Genomic DNA, 16,512 nt, shown 5'->3' with positions numbered 1-16,512 from the left:
GTGAATTCGGCGTCTGTTCCTCGCTGCGGTCAACATGAATGACTGGTCCTTCCGCTGCGCGGCGGCACCGAAATTCACACGCATGCAGCATTTCTGGTGCTGCGTGCGCGCGTACCAAGAAATTCGAATTTACAAGTTGGGCTCGAACCTGACAGTGAAGTGCCGGTGATCTTGGAGTCACCGGCACATTGTAGCCTTTCACTGCGCGGGATGTGTCGGCAGGTTCGGCATCGCGACCCATCCGGGCAGTTCGTCCGGCGAAACTGAAACATGCAGGCGTTCTGACGGGTCCTGCCCGACCTTGCGATGCTTTCGCAGCAGGAAAATCTTGCCCCAGCCGCGCCATGTGCCAACCGACGGCGCATGGGGATCAATGGGAAACCGATCGCGCCAGCCGTCGGGCAAAGGCAGACCGTGCAATTCCGCCTTGTCCAGCATCCAGATCAGGGAAATGTTGCTCAGCGGCCGCGCCTCTTCGTAGCCGTTCAATTGGCCACCTATGTCGCCATGGGTTCCGCGGAACCAGACCTGCTCCACATGGCCCTTGAACTCGGGCGTGCAGGTCCACAGAACTGGTTCGAACACTTCGCGCGTCTCATCCAGCGCCAAAGCGTGATACCCGTGGCGGGTGACCGGGCCCAGCTGATGGTTGTGAAAGGCGTGCTTCTCTTCGGCCCTACGCCACAGCAGCGGCAAACGCAAACCCAGCGCCTTGACCGTGTCCCAGACGCCGACCATCTCGATCTCGACCCCTTCGTGGCAGAAACGTCGGCGGAATTCGCTGGCGGCGATGCCCTCTGGATTGCATTCATAGTGGCGATACGCTTGCAGTATGTTTCGTTCAGTGGCGTGTTCCGCCTTGAGCAGGCCGATCATGTCGATCACGCCGGCCAGACTGCGCACGCCATAGGCACCGCGCGAATAACCGATGAAAAAGATCTTGTCGCCCGGCTTGTAGCGGGACGCCAAATACCCATAGGCGCGACGGATCTGGCGGTTGATGCCCCTGCCCATCATCACGTCCAGCGAGGACTTCCAGCTTTCCCACTGCACGCCTGCCTCGTAGAACACCGAAACCTTGCTGCCCATCTCGCAGCACAGGCGAAATGTCTGACCGGCGTGGGTTTCAAACCCCGGTTCCAGAGTGGACATGGTGCCATCAAGGATGATGACATGGCTGATCGGTTCGCGGTGCCGCGTCTCGGCGGAATGCTCGGACCGCAAAGGGCGCCCGAGCCATCCCAGAACCTTTCTACTCAGCCGCGACAGATTCATGCGTCAGCAATTCCCATACTTTGTGAGGTGTGAAAGGCATGTCCGCCTGCCGCACCCCATGATCCCAGAGCGCATCCTGAACCGCGTTTGCCACAGCGGCCAGCGCGCCCACGGTGCCAGCCTCGCCACACCCTTTCATCCCCATCGGGTTCGAGGTTGACGGAACCGGCGCCGAGGTAAACTTAATCATGGGTATGTCGGTTGCACGGGGCAAGGCGTAATCCATAAACGAAGCCGTGAGCAGTTGCCCATGTGCATCGTGCACGACATGTTCCGTCAGCGCCTGGCCGATACCCTGCACCACCCCGCCATGCACCTGCCCTTCTGCCAGCAACGGATTAATAAGATTACCAAAATCGTCAACCACGGTGTACCGGTCCACCCAGGTTTCGCCGGTGCAAGAATCGATCACGACTTCGGCAACATGCGCGCCGTTCGGATAGCTGCGCGCATCCAGGTTTGCGCGGGCCTCATGTTGCAGCAGATCCGTTCGACCATCGGCACGCGCCATCTCGGCAGCTTCGGTCAGGGTCGGCGTCAGGTTGGAGCCCGGCGCTCGGAATGTCTCGTGGTCAAAATGCACATCACTGTCCTCGACCCCCATCTTATCGGCTAGATAAGGCGTGAATGCGGCGATCATCTTGTCAATCGTGGCCAGGGTGGCCGTGCTTTGCACCGTGACCGAGCGGGACCCGCCAGTGCCGCCGCCATGGGCAAGCCGGTCGGTATCGCCCTGAATGACGGTGATCTTGTCCATGGGGATACCCGTCTGATCTGACAGGAACTGGGCGTAGACCGTCTCATGCCCCTGCCCGTTCGATTGTGTGCCGACGTAAAGATTCACCGTTCCATCCTCGCAAAACGCGACCTTCGCGTTTTCGGAAGGGTCCCCCAAAATGCTTTCGATATAGTAACAGAGACCCTGCCCCCGGATCAGACCGCGTTCGGCATCCGCAGCTTTTCGGGCCTCGAACCCGGTGGTCTGGTCGGCCGCACGGGTGAGGACCATGTCGAAATCGCCGACATCATAAGTTTCGCCAGTGGAAGTGGTGTAGGGGAAATCGGCGGAGCGGATGAAATTCCTGCGCCGCAGTTCCCACGGGTCAACGCCCAGTTCGCGCGCGGCGCGGTCCATCGCGCGTTCAAGCACGTAAATCGCCTCGGGGCGGCCCGCACCGCGATACGCATCCACCTGCGTCGTGTTCGTATAAAAGCCTTCGACCCGCAAATAGGTGGTCTGGACGTCATAGACACCCATCAGCACTTTGCTGAACAGGCTGGTCTGGATCGCCTGACCGAAGTGGCTGTTGTATGCGCCAAGGTTCACCTTGCTGTGGACGCGGTAGGCGGTGATCTTGTGATCGGCGTCGAAGGCCAGCTCGGCCAGCGAGGTCAGGTCGCGGCCATGGTGATCGGAAAGCATCGCCTCGGACCGGTCGGACATCCAGTGCACCGGCTGACCCAGCTTCATCGCCGCCACGGAAACGCAGAAATATTCGGGGTATGGCATCACTTTCATACCGAAACCACCACCCACATCCGGGGTCGTGACGCGTATGTTGTCCGCATCCAGTTTCAGTTTTTGCGCCAGTTGGGCCTTCATCGCCCAAACGCCCTGACCTCCGTAAGAGAAATGCAGGCGCCCCTCGGACCAGTTCGCCTGACATCCGCGCGGCTCCAGCGAACTAATGATGACCCTGTTGTCGGCGACGTTCAGCGACACCGTATGCGCGGCCGCCTGAAAGGCAGCCTGGGTCGCGGTTTCGTCGCCCAGCCCCCAATCGAAAGCACGGTTCTCGGGCGCTTCCGCGTGCAGGATCTCACCGCCTGCCTTCACGTCCAGCTTGGCAGGGCGCTCTTCCGTGTCCATCCAAATCAACTCGACCGCGTCCTGCGCTTGTGCCAGCGTATCCGCGATAACAACCGCCACCGGCTCGCCCACGAAACGCACGCGATCCCTGGCCAGCATGTGCCGATCGGGCGCAGCGGCCTTCGATCCATCGCGGTTTTGTAAAACGGCAGCGTTTAGCACCGTGTCGATGCCCGAAGCTGCCAGATCGTCCAGCGTCATGACCAGCCGAACGCCGTCGGCAGCCCGTGCGGCCTCGACATCCAGAGACGTGATGTCACCATGCGCCACCGGGCTGCGGAAGAATGCGGCAAACAAAGCGTTCCCGGGCACCGCATCATCCATGTAACGCCCCTGCCCGGTCAGGAACCGTTGATCCTCGGTCCGTTTCACCGGCTGGCTTCTGCCGAACTTTTCCATGGGTGGCCCTCCTGCGCGGTCTCAGGGGCGAGCCTAGCCCGCGACCAGGCGATGTCCAGCGGAGTTCACTGAAATTCGTTTGCGCGCAAAGGATGTTCGGCTAGCCTTGGGCCATGAGCTGGACGCATGATACCGTTTTTCCCTTCTCTGCCCCGATGACCAGCGGGCAGTCGACCACACATGACGTTTATGTCGGCGGCGAAGGCCCACCGATCCTGATCCTTCAGGAACTGCCAGGGATCGGGCCCGAAACGCTGGCGTTGTCCGCCAAGCTCAACGCATCCGGCTTTCGCGTCTACCTGCCTCATTTGTTTGGAACATATGGCAAGGTTGAAATGGCCAAAAACATGGCCCGGTTGTTCTGCGTGCGGCGCGAGTTCAACATTTTCGCCCGTGGCAAGCAGAGCCCCATTGCAGGATGGATGCGCGCCCTGACCCGTGAGATCAAGCAACGCGAAAACAGCGCCGGTGTGGGCGTCATCGGCATGTGCCTGACCGGCAGTTTCGCCCTGACCCTCATGGCCGAAGACGCCGTTCTGGGCGGGGTAGCCAGCCAACCTGCGCTGCCGATCCTCGGGGGTCGCCATCTGCACATGAGCGCTGAAGACATCGGCGCGGCCTCTGCGGGTATGGCCGCGAAAGGCCCCGGTCTGGCGATGCGGTACTCCGAAGACAAGCTTGCACCAAAGAAACTGATGCAGGCGCTTGAACAGGCATTCGGCAATCTGCTGGAAACCGTCGAATATCCCGGCAAGGATCATTCGCTGCTGACGCTGGATTTCCATGAACCCGCCTATCAACGCGTTGACGCCTATTTCAAAGCACGCTTTGGCGTGGCTTAGGCGCACTAGGCCTTCCCCTTGCCGCGCGCATTCGCTATTGCAGGCGCTGACCCGAACTTGTTGACGCAGGACGCATCCCATGGCGATGGAAAAGACATTCAACGCGGCCGAGGCCGAGGCCCGGATCTACAATGCCTGGGAACAGGCCGGAGCCTTCAAGGCAGGCGCGAACCGTTCGCGCGACGAGAGCTTTTGCATCATGATCCCGCCGCCGAACGTGACCGGTGCTCTGCATGTGGGCCATGCGTTCAACAACACCCTACAGGACATCCTGATCCGTTGGCACCGCATGCGTGGCTTTGACACGTTGTGGCAGCCCGGCCAGGACCACGCCGGCATCGCAACCCAGATGCAGGTCGAAAAGATGCTGGCCGCCACCCAACAACCCAGCCGCAACGAATTGGGCCGCGAAAAGTTTCTGGAGAAAGTCTGGGAATGGAAGGGTGAATACGGCGGCACCATCATCGAGCAGCTGAAACGCCTCGGCTCCTCCTGCGACTGGTCGCGCAACGCCTTTACCATGGCCGGTGCAGCGGGCGACCCGCGCACGGGCCATGAAAACAGCCCCAACTTCCACGACGCGGTCATCAAGGTTTTTGTCGACATGTACGACAAGGGCCTGATCTACCGCGGCAAGCGGCTGGTCAACTGGGATCCGCATTTCGAAACCGCGATCTCGGACCTCGAGGTCGAGAATATCGAGGTCGCCGGCCACATGTGGCACTTCAAGTACCCGCTGGCCGGGGGTGAGACGTACACTTACGTTGAAAAAGACGAGGACGGGAACGTCATCCTTGAGGAAGAGCGGGATTACATTTCCATCGCCACGACCCGCCCCGAAACCATGCTGGGCGACGGCGCGGTCGCGGTGCACCCCTCGGACGAACGCTATGCGCCGATTGTCGGCAAGCTGTGCGAAATCCCGGTTGGTCCGAAAGAGCATCGCCGCCAGATCCCGATCATCACCGACGACTACCCCGACCCCGATTTCGGCTCGGGCGCGGTGAAGATCACCGGCGCACATGACTTCAATGACAACATGGTCGCCAAGCGCGGCGGCATTCCGATGTACCGCCTGATGGACACCAAGGGCGCGATGCGGGCCGATGGGGCCCCTTATGCCGAAGAGGCAGGCAAGGCGCAGGACTATGCGCGTGGGCGCGCGTTTACTGAGAACGAAATCGACGCGATCAATCTGGTGCCGGATCATCTGCGTGGCCTCGACCGGTTCGAAGCGCGGGCCAAGGTGGTTGAAGAGATCACGGCTGATGGTCTGGCCGTGATGACCCGCGCGGATGATCCGCGCCTGGGATCGACCGCATTGAAGCCGGATCAGGAAGGCGCCGACACACTGGTGCCGCTGGTCGAAAGCAAACCGATCATGCAGCCCTTCGGCGACCGGTCGAAGGTGGTGATCGAGCCGATGTTCACCGATCAGTGGTTCGTCGATGCCGCCAAGGTCGTCGGCCCTGCGCTGGACGCGGTCAAGGACGGCACGGTCAAGATCATCCCCGAGTCGGGCGAGAAGACCTACTACCACTGGCTGGAAAATATCGAACCCTGGTGCATCAGCCGCCAACTGTGGTGGGGGCATCAGATTCCGGTTTGGTATGGTCTAGACCTGTCCGCAGAAGACTTCATTGACGACGAGAATGATGGCGACCTTGATCTGGTTGAATTGGGTCGTTTGCTGAACGAAGGCGGCATGCTGCACCGTGGCAATGTCATGGAATGTGCCGCGAGTTTCGATGCCGTTACCGAAAAGTTCCTGGACGACAATGCGGACATTCCCAGCCCTCTGAGCCACGCGACCGTGATCGAAGTCGCCGACAAGCAGGAGGCGATCCATCGGTTCGCCGAAAGCCTGGCGCAGTACGCCGTTGAACAGGATCCGACCAAGCTGGTTTACCCGGTGTGGCGCGACCCTGACGTGCTGGACACGTGGTTCTCCTCTGGCCTGTGGCCCATCGGCACGCTGGGCTGGCCCGAACAGACCGAAGAGTTGCAGCGCTACTTCCCGACCGATGTCCTGATCACCGGTTTCGACATCCTGTTCTTCTGGGTCGCCCGGATGATGATGATGCAGCTGGCCGTGGTCGATCAGATCCCGTTCCACACCGTCTATCTGCACCAGCTCGTCCGCGACGAGAAGGGCAAGAAGATGTCCAAGACCACCGGCAACGTCATCGACCCGCTGGAGATTGTGGACGAGTTCGGTGCCGACGCGCTGCGCTTTACCAACGCGTCGATGGCGGCGATTGGCGGGGTGCTGAAACTGTCCCGCGAACGCATCACTGGTTATCGCAACTTTGGCACCAAGCTGTGGAACGCCGTCCGCTTTGCCGAGATGAACGAGGTTTTCACCGACGCCGTGCCGCAATTGGATGTGGCTGATCTGAAGCCCAAAGCCGCCGTGAACCGCTGGATCATCGGTGAAACTGCCCGCGTGCGCGAAGAGGTCGACGCGGCGCTGGATAGCTATCGCTTCAACGATGCAGCCAACGGGCTTTATGCCTTTGTCTGGGGCAAGGTCTGTGACTGGTATGTGGAACTGTCCAAACCTCTGCTGCAAGGCGATGACGCCGAGGCCCAGGCTGAAACCCGCGCCACCATGCGCTGGGTTCTGGATCAGTGCCTGGTCCTGCTGCACCCGATCATGCCATTCATCACCGAGGAGCTGTGGGGCCTGACCGGCACCCGCGCCAAGATGCTGGTGCATGCCGACTGGCCGACCTATGCCGCCGCCGAACTGGTTGATGCCGCCGCGGATCGCGAAATGAACTGGGTGATCTCGGTGATCGAGAACACCCGTTCGGCCCGCGCCCAGATGCGCGTTCCGGCCGGTCTGTACGTGCCGATGCTGGTGACCGAGATCGACGCCCACGGCCAGGCCGCCTGGGACCGGAACGAGGCGCTGATCAAGCGACTGGCCCGGATCGACAGCCTGACCAAAGCCGACACGCTGCCCAAGGGCACCATCTCTATCGCGGCGCCCGGAGCGTCCTTTGGCCTGCCGCTGGCGGATATCATCGACATCGGAGCGGAAAAGGAACGGCTGGAAAAGGCCAAGGGCAAGCTGGCCAAGGAACTTGGTGGCCTGCGCGGGCGTCTGAACAACCCGAAATTCGTGGCCTCGGCCCCTGCAGAGGTCGTGGAAGAGGCCAAAGCCAACCTCGCCGCCCGCGAAGAGGAAGAAGCGAAACTGAACGAGGCGCTGGCCCGACTGACCGAAATCGCCTGATCTTCATCTTTTCCCAAATACTCAAATCCGGAACCCCGCCGCGACCACAACGGCGGGGTTTTCTTTTGCACGTTCAGACCTTGCCCGACCCTGCCCCTGCTTGTTAGCAATCAGCGAACACATTTCCCCGAGGCCGTCATGACGCACAAAGCCCCACCGTTCCAGACAGTCTCGACCGGGCTGGTTGTGGCAATCGTCGGCTTTTTCAGCTCTTTCCCGATTGTATTACAAGGGTTGGCGGCGATGGGCGCGTCCCCGGCGCAGGCGGCGTCCGGATTGATGATGGCGGCGATCGCCATGGGCCTGACCGCCATCGTGCTGAGCCTGTGGTACCGACAGCCGATCAGCGTGGCCTGGTCCACGCCGGGTGCGGCCCTGCTGGCGGTTTCCGCCACACCTGCACTGGGGTTTGCCGAAGCGACAGGCGCGTTCCTTTGTGCAGGGGCTTTGACCGTGTTGGCCGGGCTGTGGCGACCATTGGGGCGAATGGCTGCGGCGATACCGACGACCCTGGCGCAGGCCATGTTGGGGGGCGTGTTGCTGCCGCTTTGCATATTGCCCTTTCAGGCAGCGGTTGACCTGCCATGGCAAGCCTTGCCGGTAATTCTGACATGGTTCATCGCCGGCCGGATCAACCGCCTGTTTGCCGTTCCGGCTGCGGTCGTAGCAGCGGCAGCCGTCGTCGTTCTGAACGCCGGGGACGCGTCGCTGACGCCGACGCAATGGATCGCGGCTCCGGTCTGGACCACGCCCAGCTTCTCTGCGGCTTCGGTCATCGGGATTGCCGTGCCGCTGTTCATCGTCACGATGGCGACCCAGAACATCCCCGGCATCGCGGTGATCCGCAGCTTTGGCTATGCGCCGCAGACCGGCAAGCTGTTCTCGTCCGTGGGTATTTCCAGCATCTTGTCTTCTCCGTTCGGTGCCCCCGCCACCTGCCTTGCGGCGATCACCGCTGCGATGTGCGCGAACGAGGACAGCCACCCCGACCCCGCGCAACGCTATTGGTCTGCCGTGATGGGTGGGTTGTTCTATTGCCTGTTCGGGGTGTTCGCCGTGGCGATTACCGGGTTCGCCATTCATGCCGATCCACTGTTGATGGGCACGCTGACCGGTGTTGCGCTGATCGGGGTGATGGCCAATGCCACATCCGCCGCGCTGGAAGTTCCGGCCGAGCGCGAGGCGGCCATCCTGACCTTTGCCATCACTGCATCCGGCATTACCGCGTTTGGACTTGGTGCGGCCGTCTGGGGCTTGCTGGCAGGCGGGATGGCCTATCTTGTGAAACAACGCTTTCGGTAAACGGGTTCAAACCGCACTTCAAAGCAAGTATGAAGAGGCCATGTTTGGAGCGTTGGGAAAACTGGTCGAGCGCCAGATCAAGAAAGCCCAAGCCGAGGGTCAGTTGCAGGGCCTTGAGGGCGAAGGCCAACCGCTGCCTGACCGGTCATCCGAGGCATTGAGCGATCCGGCCACCGCCGCCGGCCATCGGATCATGGCGCAGGCAGGCGTGTTGCCGGAAGAATTCGACATCAAAAAACAGCTCGACACAGCGCGGCAGGATTATGCGACCCTGACGGACCCCGCCGAGCGCAAAGCCGCAATGGCCCGTATCGCCGATCTGGAAATGCGCTACAACATGGCCCGCGACGCGCGGCGGGCCTTCATGCGGTGATCATTTGAACTCGGGCTTGCGGCCCTGCATCTGCGCCATGACAACTTCCATCTGGTCGGGTTTGCCAATCAGTTCCACCTGCTCAGCGGATTCCGCCATCAGAACGTCTGCGCGGGGCTGAGTTTCGGCAACCTCGATCAGACGCTTGGCAGCACGGATGGCCGAAGGGCTTTGGCCCGCGATGTTTTCGGCTAGGGCCAACGCTTCGGTCAACGGATCGTCGGACAATTGCGTCGCAAGGCCCCACTCCGCCGCCTGCGGCGCACCGATCGGGCGGGCCGTATAGGTCAGCAGCCGCAGCACGTCCGACCGGACCAGCCGAGGCAACAGAACCATGCCGCCCATATCGGGAATGATGCCCCATTTCATCTCCATCACGGCCAGTTTCGCTTCGGGATGCGCGATACGGATATCCGCGCCCAGCGCGATTTGCAGGCCACCGCCATAAGCCACGCCCTGAATTGCGCAGATCACCGGAACCGGAACGCGACGCCAGATCAGCGCCAGTTCCTGCATCTCGTTGGCGTCTTCATGGCTGCGGGTCATCAGCCATTCCGTGGGGTCCATATGGGCCATCTTGGCAAAGCTTGCCATGTCGAGCCCGGCGCAAAAGCTTTTGCCTTCGCCGGACAGGACCACGGCACGGGCATCCGAGGCGGCGACCTCTTGCCCGGCGGACAAAAGTGCCTTGATCATTGCATCATCCAGCGCATTCATCTTGTCGCCTCGGGTCAGAGTGACATGGGCAACGTGGTCTTGATAGGCAACGGATACGCGTGACATGGAGGACCTCCGGAAATTCAATCGTGACAAACATGCCCGGACAGACTGCGGAATACCACTGCGACGTCAGGGCATGTCGCTGACAGGCATTCGCCCGAACCACGGGGAATCGAGCGTCATGACATAGAACTGATCCCCCGCAATCTTACCGCCGGTCGTGATGCCCAAGCGGCCTTGCGGGTCCTGTAGCGTGCCCAGGATCGTACCATCGCCATCAAACTGCACCATCATGCCGCGATGGATCGGCGCGGGGCGCACTGCCGGACCCAATCGCCAGATCACCTTGCGCAGGAACGGGCACGGCATCAGCGCCTCGGACGGGACACGCGGGCTGGCGAAGGCCATCCAATAGGTGCCGTCGCCCTGAGCCTCGAGGTTGTCGGGATAGCCGGGCAGGTTTTCCAGCAGGATCTCTTGCCGCCCTGCATTTGGTCCGGTCAGCCACAGCTTGTGCACGCGCGCGCGACCTGTTTCCGCGATCAGCAGAAAATCCTCGTCAGGTGAAAGCGCGACACCGTTGGTATAGACAAAGCCCTCGGCGATTTTCTCGGTGCGGCCGTCGGGTGTGCGACGCGCGACGTAACCCGTATCGGACTGTTCCCAGATGGTGAGGACAGAGGTCGGTTTGGTCCCGCCCATGGTTTCAGGATCGAAGCGGTCAGATGAATTCGAGAAGTAGATCGTGCCATCCCGCGCCACATCCAGCTGGTTGGCGTAGATCACCGGCGCGCCGTTGATGTCGCCCACCAGCGTGTCCAATGTGCCCGGACCGGTCCAACGCATCACGCCCCGATAGCTGTCAGCGATGTAAAGCGCGCCATCCGGTCCGGCCTTGAGGCCCAGCGGACGCCCGCCAAGTTGGCCAACCTCGACCGGTTCCGCCCCGTCGATGCGGTAGAGAGTGCCGGACAGGCTGGTTGTGTAGATCGTGCCATCTGGCATGACAGCGATGTCTTCGGGCCCGATCTCGTCACCCGGCAGGCGGATCAGCTGCGCGGCGTCCAGCGCGGTGTTCTCTGCGAAATCACCTGTGAAACCGACATCTTCCGGCATTTCAACGGCGACGGGGATAACGGGAACGGGCCAGAACAGAAGATAAGCGAGGCCCAGTAGAACTATGGCAGACAGTATGCGCATCTGCGCTCCTATTTACGATCTAGATCCATACACCGAGGATTTGAAAAATGAACCCAACTATTAGCAGTCCAAGAGCCAAATATGAAAGGCCATCAAACAGTGCAGCTCTGCTTCTTTCGCTTTCATCGCTTTGCTCAAGAATAATTCTCACAGCACCATCGCGGTCTAAGTTCTCCGGCAATCCAAACTTGAACAAAAGAACAACACCGACAATGTCCATTAGCAAGCCGAACGTTGCAAACCATTGACCGACTTCGCTCATTCCAAAAATCTCTTCATTGCTGTTCCTTTATTCATTCATTCCCTGTTTAACCAAACGCGGTGCGCGCTTGCTCATTGATCGGGCTTGGGGTTATCTGCGGACATGACCGGACCTCGATACACCCCGCTTGCCCAATCCCTGCCCGCCACCGTGCCCTTTGTGGGCCCCGAAACGCAAGAGCGTCAGCGCGGCGCGTCCTTTGTGGCCCGGCTGGGCGCCAATGAGAGCATTTTCGGCCCCTCGCCCCGCGCAATCGAGGCCATGGCGCAAGCCGCGTCAGAGGTTTGGATGTATGGCGACCCCGAAAACCATGACCTGCGCCATGCTTTGGCCGACCATCACGGCGTATCGCCGGAAAATATCGTCGTGGGCGAAGGTATTGACGGGCTGCTGGGCTATCTGGTGCGGCTGATCGTCGGGCCTGGGGATGCGGTTGTCACCTCGGACGGGGCCTATCCGACCTTCAACTATCATGTGGCCGGGTTCGGCGGCATTCTTCACAAAGTGCCGTATTCAGGTGATCACGAGGACCCATCGGCGCTTTTTGCCAAGGCGGCTGAGGTTGGTGCCAAACTGGTCTATCTGGCCAATCCGGACAATCCGATGGGCAGCTGGCATTCCGGCGCGGACATCGTGGCTACCATGGAAGCCTTGCCTGATGGGTGCCTTCTGGTTCTGGATGAAGCCTATGTGGAATGTGCGCCCGAAGGGACGGCTGCACCTGTCAGTATAGATGATCCGCGCGTAATCCGGATGCGGACATTTTCTAAGGTCTATGGCATGGCGGGCGCGCGAGTTGGCTATGCCCTAGGAGCGCCCGACCTGATCGCAGCCTTCAACAAGGTGCGCAACCATTTCGGCATGAACCGAGCGGCGCAGGCCGGGGCGCTGGCCGCGTTGCAGGATGGCACCTGGCTGGAGCACATTCAGGCGCAAATCGTTGAGGCGCGTGAGCGGTTAGCAACGATTGCCTGCGAGAACGGGTTGGAGCCCCTGCCCTCCGCCACCAATTTCGTGGCGATTGACTGCGGGCGGGATGGCGATTTCGCCAAGGCCGTCCTGGACGCTTTGGTTGCGCGGGGCTTGTTTGTCCGGATGCCGTTTGCAGCACCCCAGAACAGGTGCATCCGGGTAAGCTGTGGTGAAACAGCAGATCTGGATGCTTTTGCGGTCGCCTTGCCCAAGGCGCTAGCGGAAGTGCGGGCAAAGACAGGCTAGCGCTGGTCTGTCTTGCCATCGGGTCAAAGGGGGGCTGTCTGCCCCCCATCGCGCAAAGCGCGATCCCCCCGAGGATATTTTTGGCCAGATGAAGGGGCGGATCGGTGCTGTTGGTCTGAGGCGTGTCAGGCGGCCAGAACGGCGGCTGCGGCCTCGAGCGCGCCTTTGCCACGGGGGATATCAAGCGCGGCCATGGCCGTTTCCATACCCCCCAGCATCGCCATCACCATCTGCCCGTTGACATGGCCCATATGCCCGAGGCGAAAACAGCTGTCGTAGTCCTCCATCCCAAGACCAATGCCCAGCGTCAGGCCCAGCTGATGTTCAGTGAACGCGCGCAGGGCCGTGCCGCGACCTTCTGTCAATCGCAAGGCCGTGACGGCGTGACTGCGGTGGGCGCGATCGGCAACGTTCAGATGCAGCGCGCCGCCTTCGGCCCATGTTTCGCAGGCCGCCCAGATGGCAGTGGCCAGACGTTCATGGCGGGCCCAGACCTGTTCGATCCCCTCTGCATGGATCAGATCAAGCGCGGCGCGCAGGCCATAGAGGTGGTGCGTGGGCGCGGTGCCGTTGAAATACTGATAGAACAGGTCTGGATCGGCGCGCGGCTGCCAATCCCAATATTGCGAAACGCGCGGCATGGTGGCCCGTTTGGCTTGTGCTTTTTCGTTGAAGAAAACAAAGCCGATGCCCGCCGGGGTCATCAGGCCTTTTTGGCAAGCGGCAACTGTGACATCGACGCCCCAGCCAGCCATCTCGAACCTGTCACAGCCAAGTGAGGCAATGCAGTCTGCCATCAGCAGCGCCGGGTGTTGCAGGTCGTCCAGAAGCCTGCGCAGCGCCGGGATGTCGTTCCGGATCGAACTGGATGTATCCACGTGGACCGCCAGAATCGCCTTGATCTGGTGGTTTCGATCCGCGCGCAATGCGTCTGCGATCCGGTCAAAATCCCAGGTTGACGAGGTGCCGAAATCGATCAGTTGAACCTTTGCCCCGATGCCTTCGGCCATCTCGGCCCAGCCATGGGTGAACCGGCCCGAGGCAGGAGCTAGAACGGTTTCGCCGGGGGCGATCACGTTGGACAGAGCGGCCTCCCAGGTGCCGTGACCATTGGCGATATAGATGGCAACGTTGTGATTTGTGCGGGCAACCCGGCACAGATCGCGGGTCAGGTCGGGCATCATGTCGATGAGCGCGCCATCATAGATGTTGGGCGACGGACGGTGCATGGCTTGCAAAACCGCATCCGGCATGACCGAAGGGCCCGGAATGGCCAAATATGTCCGCCCCTGGGAAAGGGATACCGTCTGTGTCATGGGGTCAACCTGTATAAATTGACGCCCACATTACCGAGAGGCCGCGCGGCGTCAATCCGCCAGCTTCGACGCCTCGCGCGCAAGTGTCTCGATCCCGGCCCAGTCGCCGTTTTCGACCAGTTGCTTTGGTGCGACCCAGCTTCCGCCAGCGCAGATCACGTTGGGCAATGACAGGTAGTCGCGGGCGTTGGCGGGGGACACGCCCCCGGTCGGGCAAAAGCTGATCTGGGGGAGCGGCGCGCCGATTGCCTTGAGCGCGGGCGCGCCGCCCGAGGCCTCGGCCGGGAAGAATTTCAACATGTCATAGCCTTTTTCCAGCAACGCCATAGCCTCGCTTGCCGTCGCGGCGCCGGGCAACAGCGGCAGGTCTTCGGCTTCGCAGGCCGCGATCAGGGCATCCGTGGCACCGGGGGAAACGCCGAACTGCGCGCCCGCCTTTTTGGCGGCGCAGACGTCTTCGGGTGTGACCAGCGTACCTGCGCCGACCACGCCGCCCGGCACCTTGGCCATCGCGCGGATCGCGTCGAGCGCGGCGGGCGTGCGCAAGGTGACCTCAAGCGCGGGCAAGCCGCCGGCGACCAATGCCTCGGCCAGCGGGCGGGCCTGCGCGACGTCATCGACAACCAGAACCGGAACAATGGGCGCCATAGCGCAGATTTCGCGGGTGCGTTGGGATTTGGACATGAGGTTAAACTCCGAAAACGCTGGCACCGGTGTCGGCCGAGCCGACATTCTGGCGGAACGCACCAAAAAGATCGCGCCCAGCGCCGTGTTGATTGGCGGACAGGTCGGCGGTCGCGGGGGACCGGTCCAGAACGCCTGCGGTGAGGATTTCCAGATCACCCCTGACCGCGTCGACGCGCAGGACGTCACCGTCCTGAAGGTATGCAATGGGGCCGCGGTCGAGCGCCTCGGGGACAACATGGATGGCGGCGGGTACTTTGCCGGAAGCGCCAGACATGCGGCCATCGGTGACCAGAGCCACTTTCTGGCCCCGGCCCTGCAGGATCGACAGCATGGGCGTCAGCGAGTGCAGTTCAGGCATCCCGTTGGCCTTGGGGCCCTGAAACCGGACCACGACGATAACGTCATCTGTGAACTCTCCGGCTTTGAAGGCGGCTTTCACCTCATCCTGATCGTGGAACACCCGCACGGGTGCTTCGACGACCTGATGTTCCGGCGCTACGGCTGATACTTTCATAACCCCAGTGCCCAGATTGCCGGTCAGGCGCGACAGGCCCCCGGTGGGTTGGAACGGGTCATTGGCTGGGCGCAGGATCTTTTCGTTCAGGCTGTGTCCCGAACCATCCTGCCAGATCAACTCGCCATCGATCAGTTTGGGTTCCTTGGTATAGTTGTGCAGCCCCTGACCTGCGACGGTCAGCGTGTCCGGGTGCAGCAAGCCTTGTTCAAGCAGAGTACCGATCGTGTACCCAAGGCCGCCGGCCGCGTGGTAATGGTTCACATCCGCCAGGCCGTTGGGATAGACCCGCGCGACCAGCGGCACCACAGCGGAAATATCGGAAAAATCCTGCCAGTCCAGCACGATACCACCAGCGCGCGCCATGGCGATCAGGTGGATCAGCAGATTGGTTGAACCACCGGTTGCCATCAGACCGACGATGCCATTGACGAAAGCGCGCTCGTCCAGAACCTGACAGACCGGAGTGTAGCTGTTGCCCAACGCGCTGAGCGACAGGGCACGGCGCGCGCCTTCCTCGGTCAGGGCGTCACGCAACGGGGTATTCGGATTGACGAAGCTGGAGCCCGGCAGGTGCAGCCCCATAAACTCCATCAGCATCTGGTTGGTATTGGCGGTGCCATAAAAAGTACAGGTACCGGGGCCGTGATAGGCCGCCATTTCAGCCTTCATCAGCTCTTCGCGGCCCACTTCCCCGGCGGCGAATTTCTGTCGGACCTTGGCTTTTTCGTCGTTCGGCAAGCCGCTGGTCATCGGGCCTGCGGGCAGGAATACGGCAGGCAGATGGCCAAAGGCCTGCGCGCCGATGATCAAGCCGGGCACAATCTTGTCGCACACCCCAAGAAAAACAGCCGCGTCATAGGTGTTGTGGCTAAGCGCCACACCGGTTGCCAACGCGATGACGTCGCGTGAGAACAGCGACAGCTCCATCCCCGCTTCGCCCTGGGTGACACCGTCGCACATGGCTGGCACACCGCCTGCCACCTGTGCCGTTCCGCCGGCGGCACGGATCGCATCGCGGATCAGGGCGGGATAGCGTTCAAACGGCTGATGAGCCGAAAGCATGTCATTATAGGCGGTGACAATACCCAGATTGCCCGCAGTGCCGGTGGCCATCGATTGCTGATCCTCGCCCGCGCCCGCATAGGCATGGGCCTGACCGCTACAGGACAGATGCGCACGGGCAGGACCCTTGGATCTGGCTTGCTCCATCCGTTCAAGATGTGGGCCGCGCAGATCGGCGCTGCGGTCGATGATCCGTTTGGTGACATCGGAAATGACTGAGTGAACCAT

General features: G+C 61.5%; 13 protein-coding genes. 5 read left to right on the top strand and 8 right to left on the bottom strand.

Features of this window, described 5'->3' with window-relative positions; translation table 11 throughout:
• Positions 1 to 198: 198 nt before the first annotated feature.
• Complete coding sequence (locus ACR0I0_RS11735) at positions 199 to 1,275, bottom strand: DUF2235 domain-containing protein (RefSeq protein ID WP_171724407.1); 1,077 nt, start codon at positions 1,273 to 1,275, stop codon at positions 199 to 201.
• Positions 1,253 to 3,544, bottom strand: a complete 2,292-nt coding sequence (locus ACR0I0_RS11730) for a xanthine dehydrogenase family protein molybdopterin-binding subunit (protein WP_480491535.1) — start codon at positions 3,542 to 3,544, stop codon at positions 1,253 to 1,255. The genes ACR0I0_RS11735 and ACR0I0_RS11730 overlap by 23 nt, the downstream gene beginning before the upstream one ends.
• Positions 3,545 to 3,657: 113 nt before the next feature.
• Here ACR0I0_RS11730 and ACR0I0_RS11725 point away from each other — a divergent pair, with 113 nt between their 5' ends.
• The 4 genes from ACR0I0_RS11725 (at position 3,658) to ACR0I0_RS11710 (ending at position 9,302) form a co-directional block, all read left to right on the top strand.
• Complete coding sequence (locus ACR0I0_RS11725; RefSeq protein WP_480486946.1) at positions 3,658 to 4,386, top strand: dienelactone hydrolase family protein; 729 nt, start codon at positions 3,658 to 3,660, stop codon at positions 4,384 to 4,386.
• A 79-nt stretch (positions 4,387 to 4,465) separates the two neighbouring features.
• Positions 4,466 to 7,627, top strand: coding sequence for a valine--tRNA ligase (locus tag ACR0I0_RS11720; protein WP_480491533.1), 3,162 nt, complete (start codon positions 4,466 to 4,468; stop codon positions 7,625 to 7,627).
• Between the two features lie 138 nt (positions 7,628 to 7,765).
• Positions 7,766 to 8,929, top strand: a complete 1,164-nt coding sequence (locus ACR0I0_RS11715; RefSeq protein WP_480486942.1) for a benzoate/H(+) symporter BenE family transporter — start codon at positions 7,766 to 7,768, stop codon at positions 8,927 to 8,929.
• 40 nt (positions 8,930 to 8,969) lie between these two features.
• On the top strand, positions 8,970 to 9,302 hold the full coding sequence (locus ACR0I0_RS11710) for a DnaJ family domain-containing protein (protein WP_209834987.1): 333 nt from the start codon (positions 8,970 to 8,972) through the stop codon (positions 9,300 to 9,302).
• Here the strand turns inward: ACR0I0_RS11710 and ACR0I0_RS11705 are convergent, their stop codons facing one another.
• The 3 genes from ACR0I0_RS11705 to ACR0I0_RS11695 form a co-directional block, all read right to left on the bottom strand.
• The gene (locus tag ACR0I0_RS11705; RefSeq protein WP_480491530.1) at positions 9,303 to 10,085 is read right to left on the bottom strand and encodes a crotonase/enoyl-CoA hydratase family protein; all 783 of its coding nucleotides are present in this window, start codon (positions 10,083 to 10,085) and stop codon (positions 9,303 to 9,305) included.
• A 66-nt stretch (positions 10,086 to 10,151) separates the two neighbouring features.
• Positions 10,152 to 11,222, bottom strand: coding sequence for an SMP-30/gluconolactonase/LRE family protein (locus ACR0I0_RS11700; RefSeq protein WP_480491528.1), 1,071 nt, complete (start codon positions 11,220 to 11,222; stop codon positions 10,152 to 10,154).
• A 19-nt stretch (positions 11,223 to 11,241) separates the two neighbouring features.
• Positions 11,242 to 11,484: a hypothetical protein gene (locus ACR0I0_RS11695; RefSeq protein WP_480491526.1), complete on the bottom strand. Its 243-nt coding sequence runs from the start codon at positions 11,482 to 11,484 to the stop codon at positions 11,242 to 11,244.
• Positions 11,485 to 11,586: 102 nt separating this feature from the next.
• Between ACR0I0_RS11695 and ACR0I0_RS11690 the strand changes: the two genes are divergently transcribed.
• Positions 11,587 to 12,702: a pyridoxal phosphate-dependent aminotransferase gene (locus ACR0I0_RS11690; protein WP_480491524.1), complete on the top strand. Its 1,116-nt coding sequence runs from the start codon at positions 11,587 to 11,589 to the stop codon at positions 12,700 to 12,702.
• A gap of 125 nt (positions 12,703 to 12,827) precedes the next feature.
• Here the strand turns inward: ACR0I0_RS11690 and ACR0I0_RS11685 are convergent, their stop codons facing one another.
• From ACR0I0_RS11685 to edd, 3 genes are read right to left on the bottom strand one after another with little or no spacing between them, the layout of a single operon-like run.
• A complete protein-coding gene (locus ACR0I0_RS11685; protein WP_480491521.1) occupies positions 12,828 to 14,018 on the bottom strand; it encodes a pyridoxal-phosphate-dependent aminotransferase family protein in 1,191 nt (396 codons plus the stop codon).
• A 51-nt stretch (positions 14,019 to 14,069) separates the two neighbouring features.
• Positions 14,070 to 14,702 (bottom strand): bifunctional 4-hydroxy-2-oxoglutarate aldolase/2-dehydro-3-deoxy-phosphogluconate aldolase, encoded by a 633-nt coding sequence (locus ACR0I0_RS11680; protein ID WP_171636920.1) that lies wholly within the window; start codon positions 14,700 to 14,702, stop codon positions 14,070 to 14,072.
• A gap of 4 nt (positions 14,703 to 14,706) precedes the next feature.
• Positions 14,707 to 16,512, bottom strand: coding sequence for a phosphogluconate dehydratase (edd, locus tag ACR0I0_RS11675; protein WP_216598296.1), 1,806 nt, complete (start codon positions 16,510 to 16,512; stop codon positions 14,707 to 14,709).

This window comes from Ruegeria sp. AG6 (genome assembly GCF_056541565.1).
Note: the sequence above shows the minus strand (reverse complement) of the source record. Positions and strands in the feature narration are given on the sequence as shown.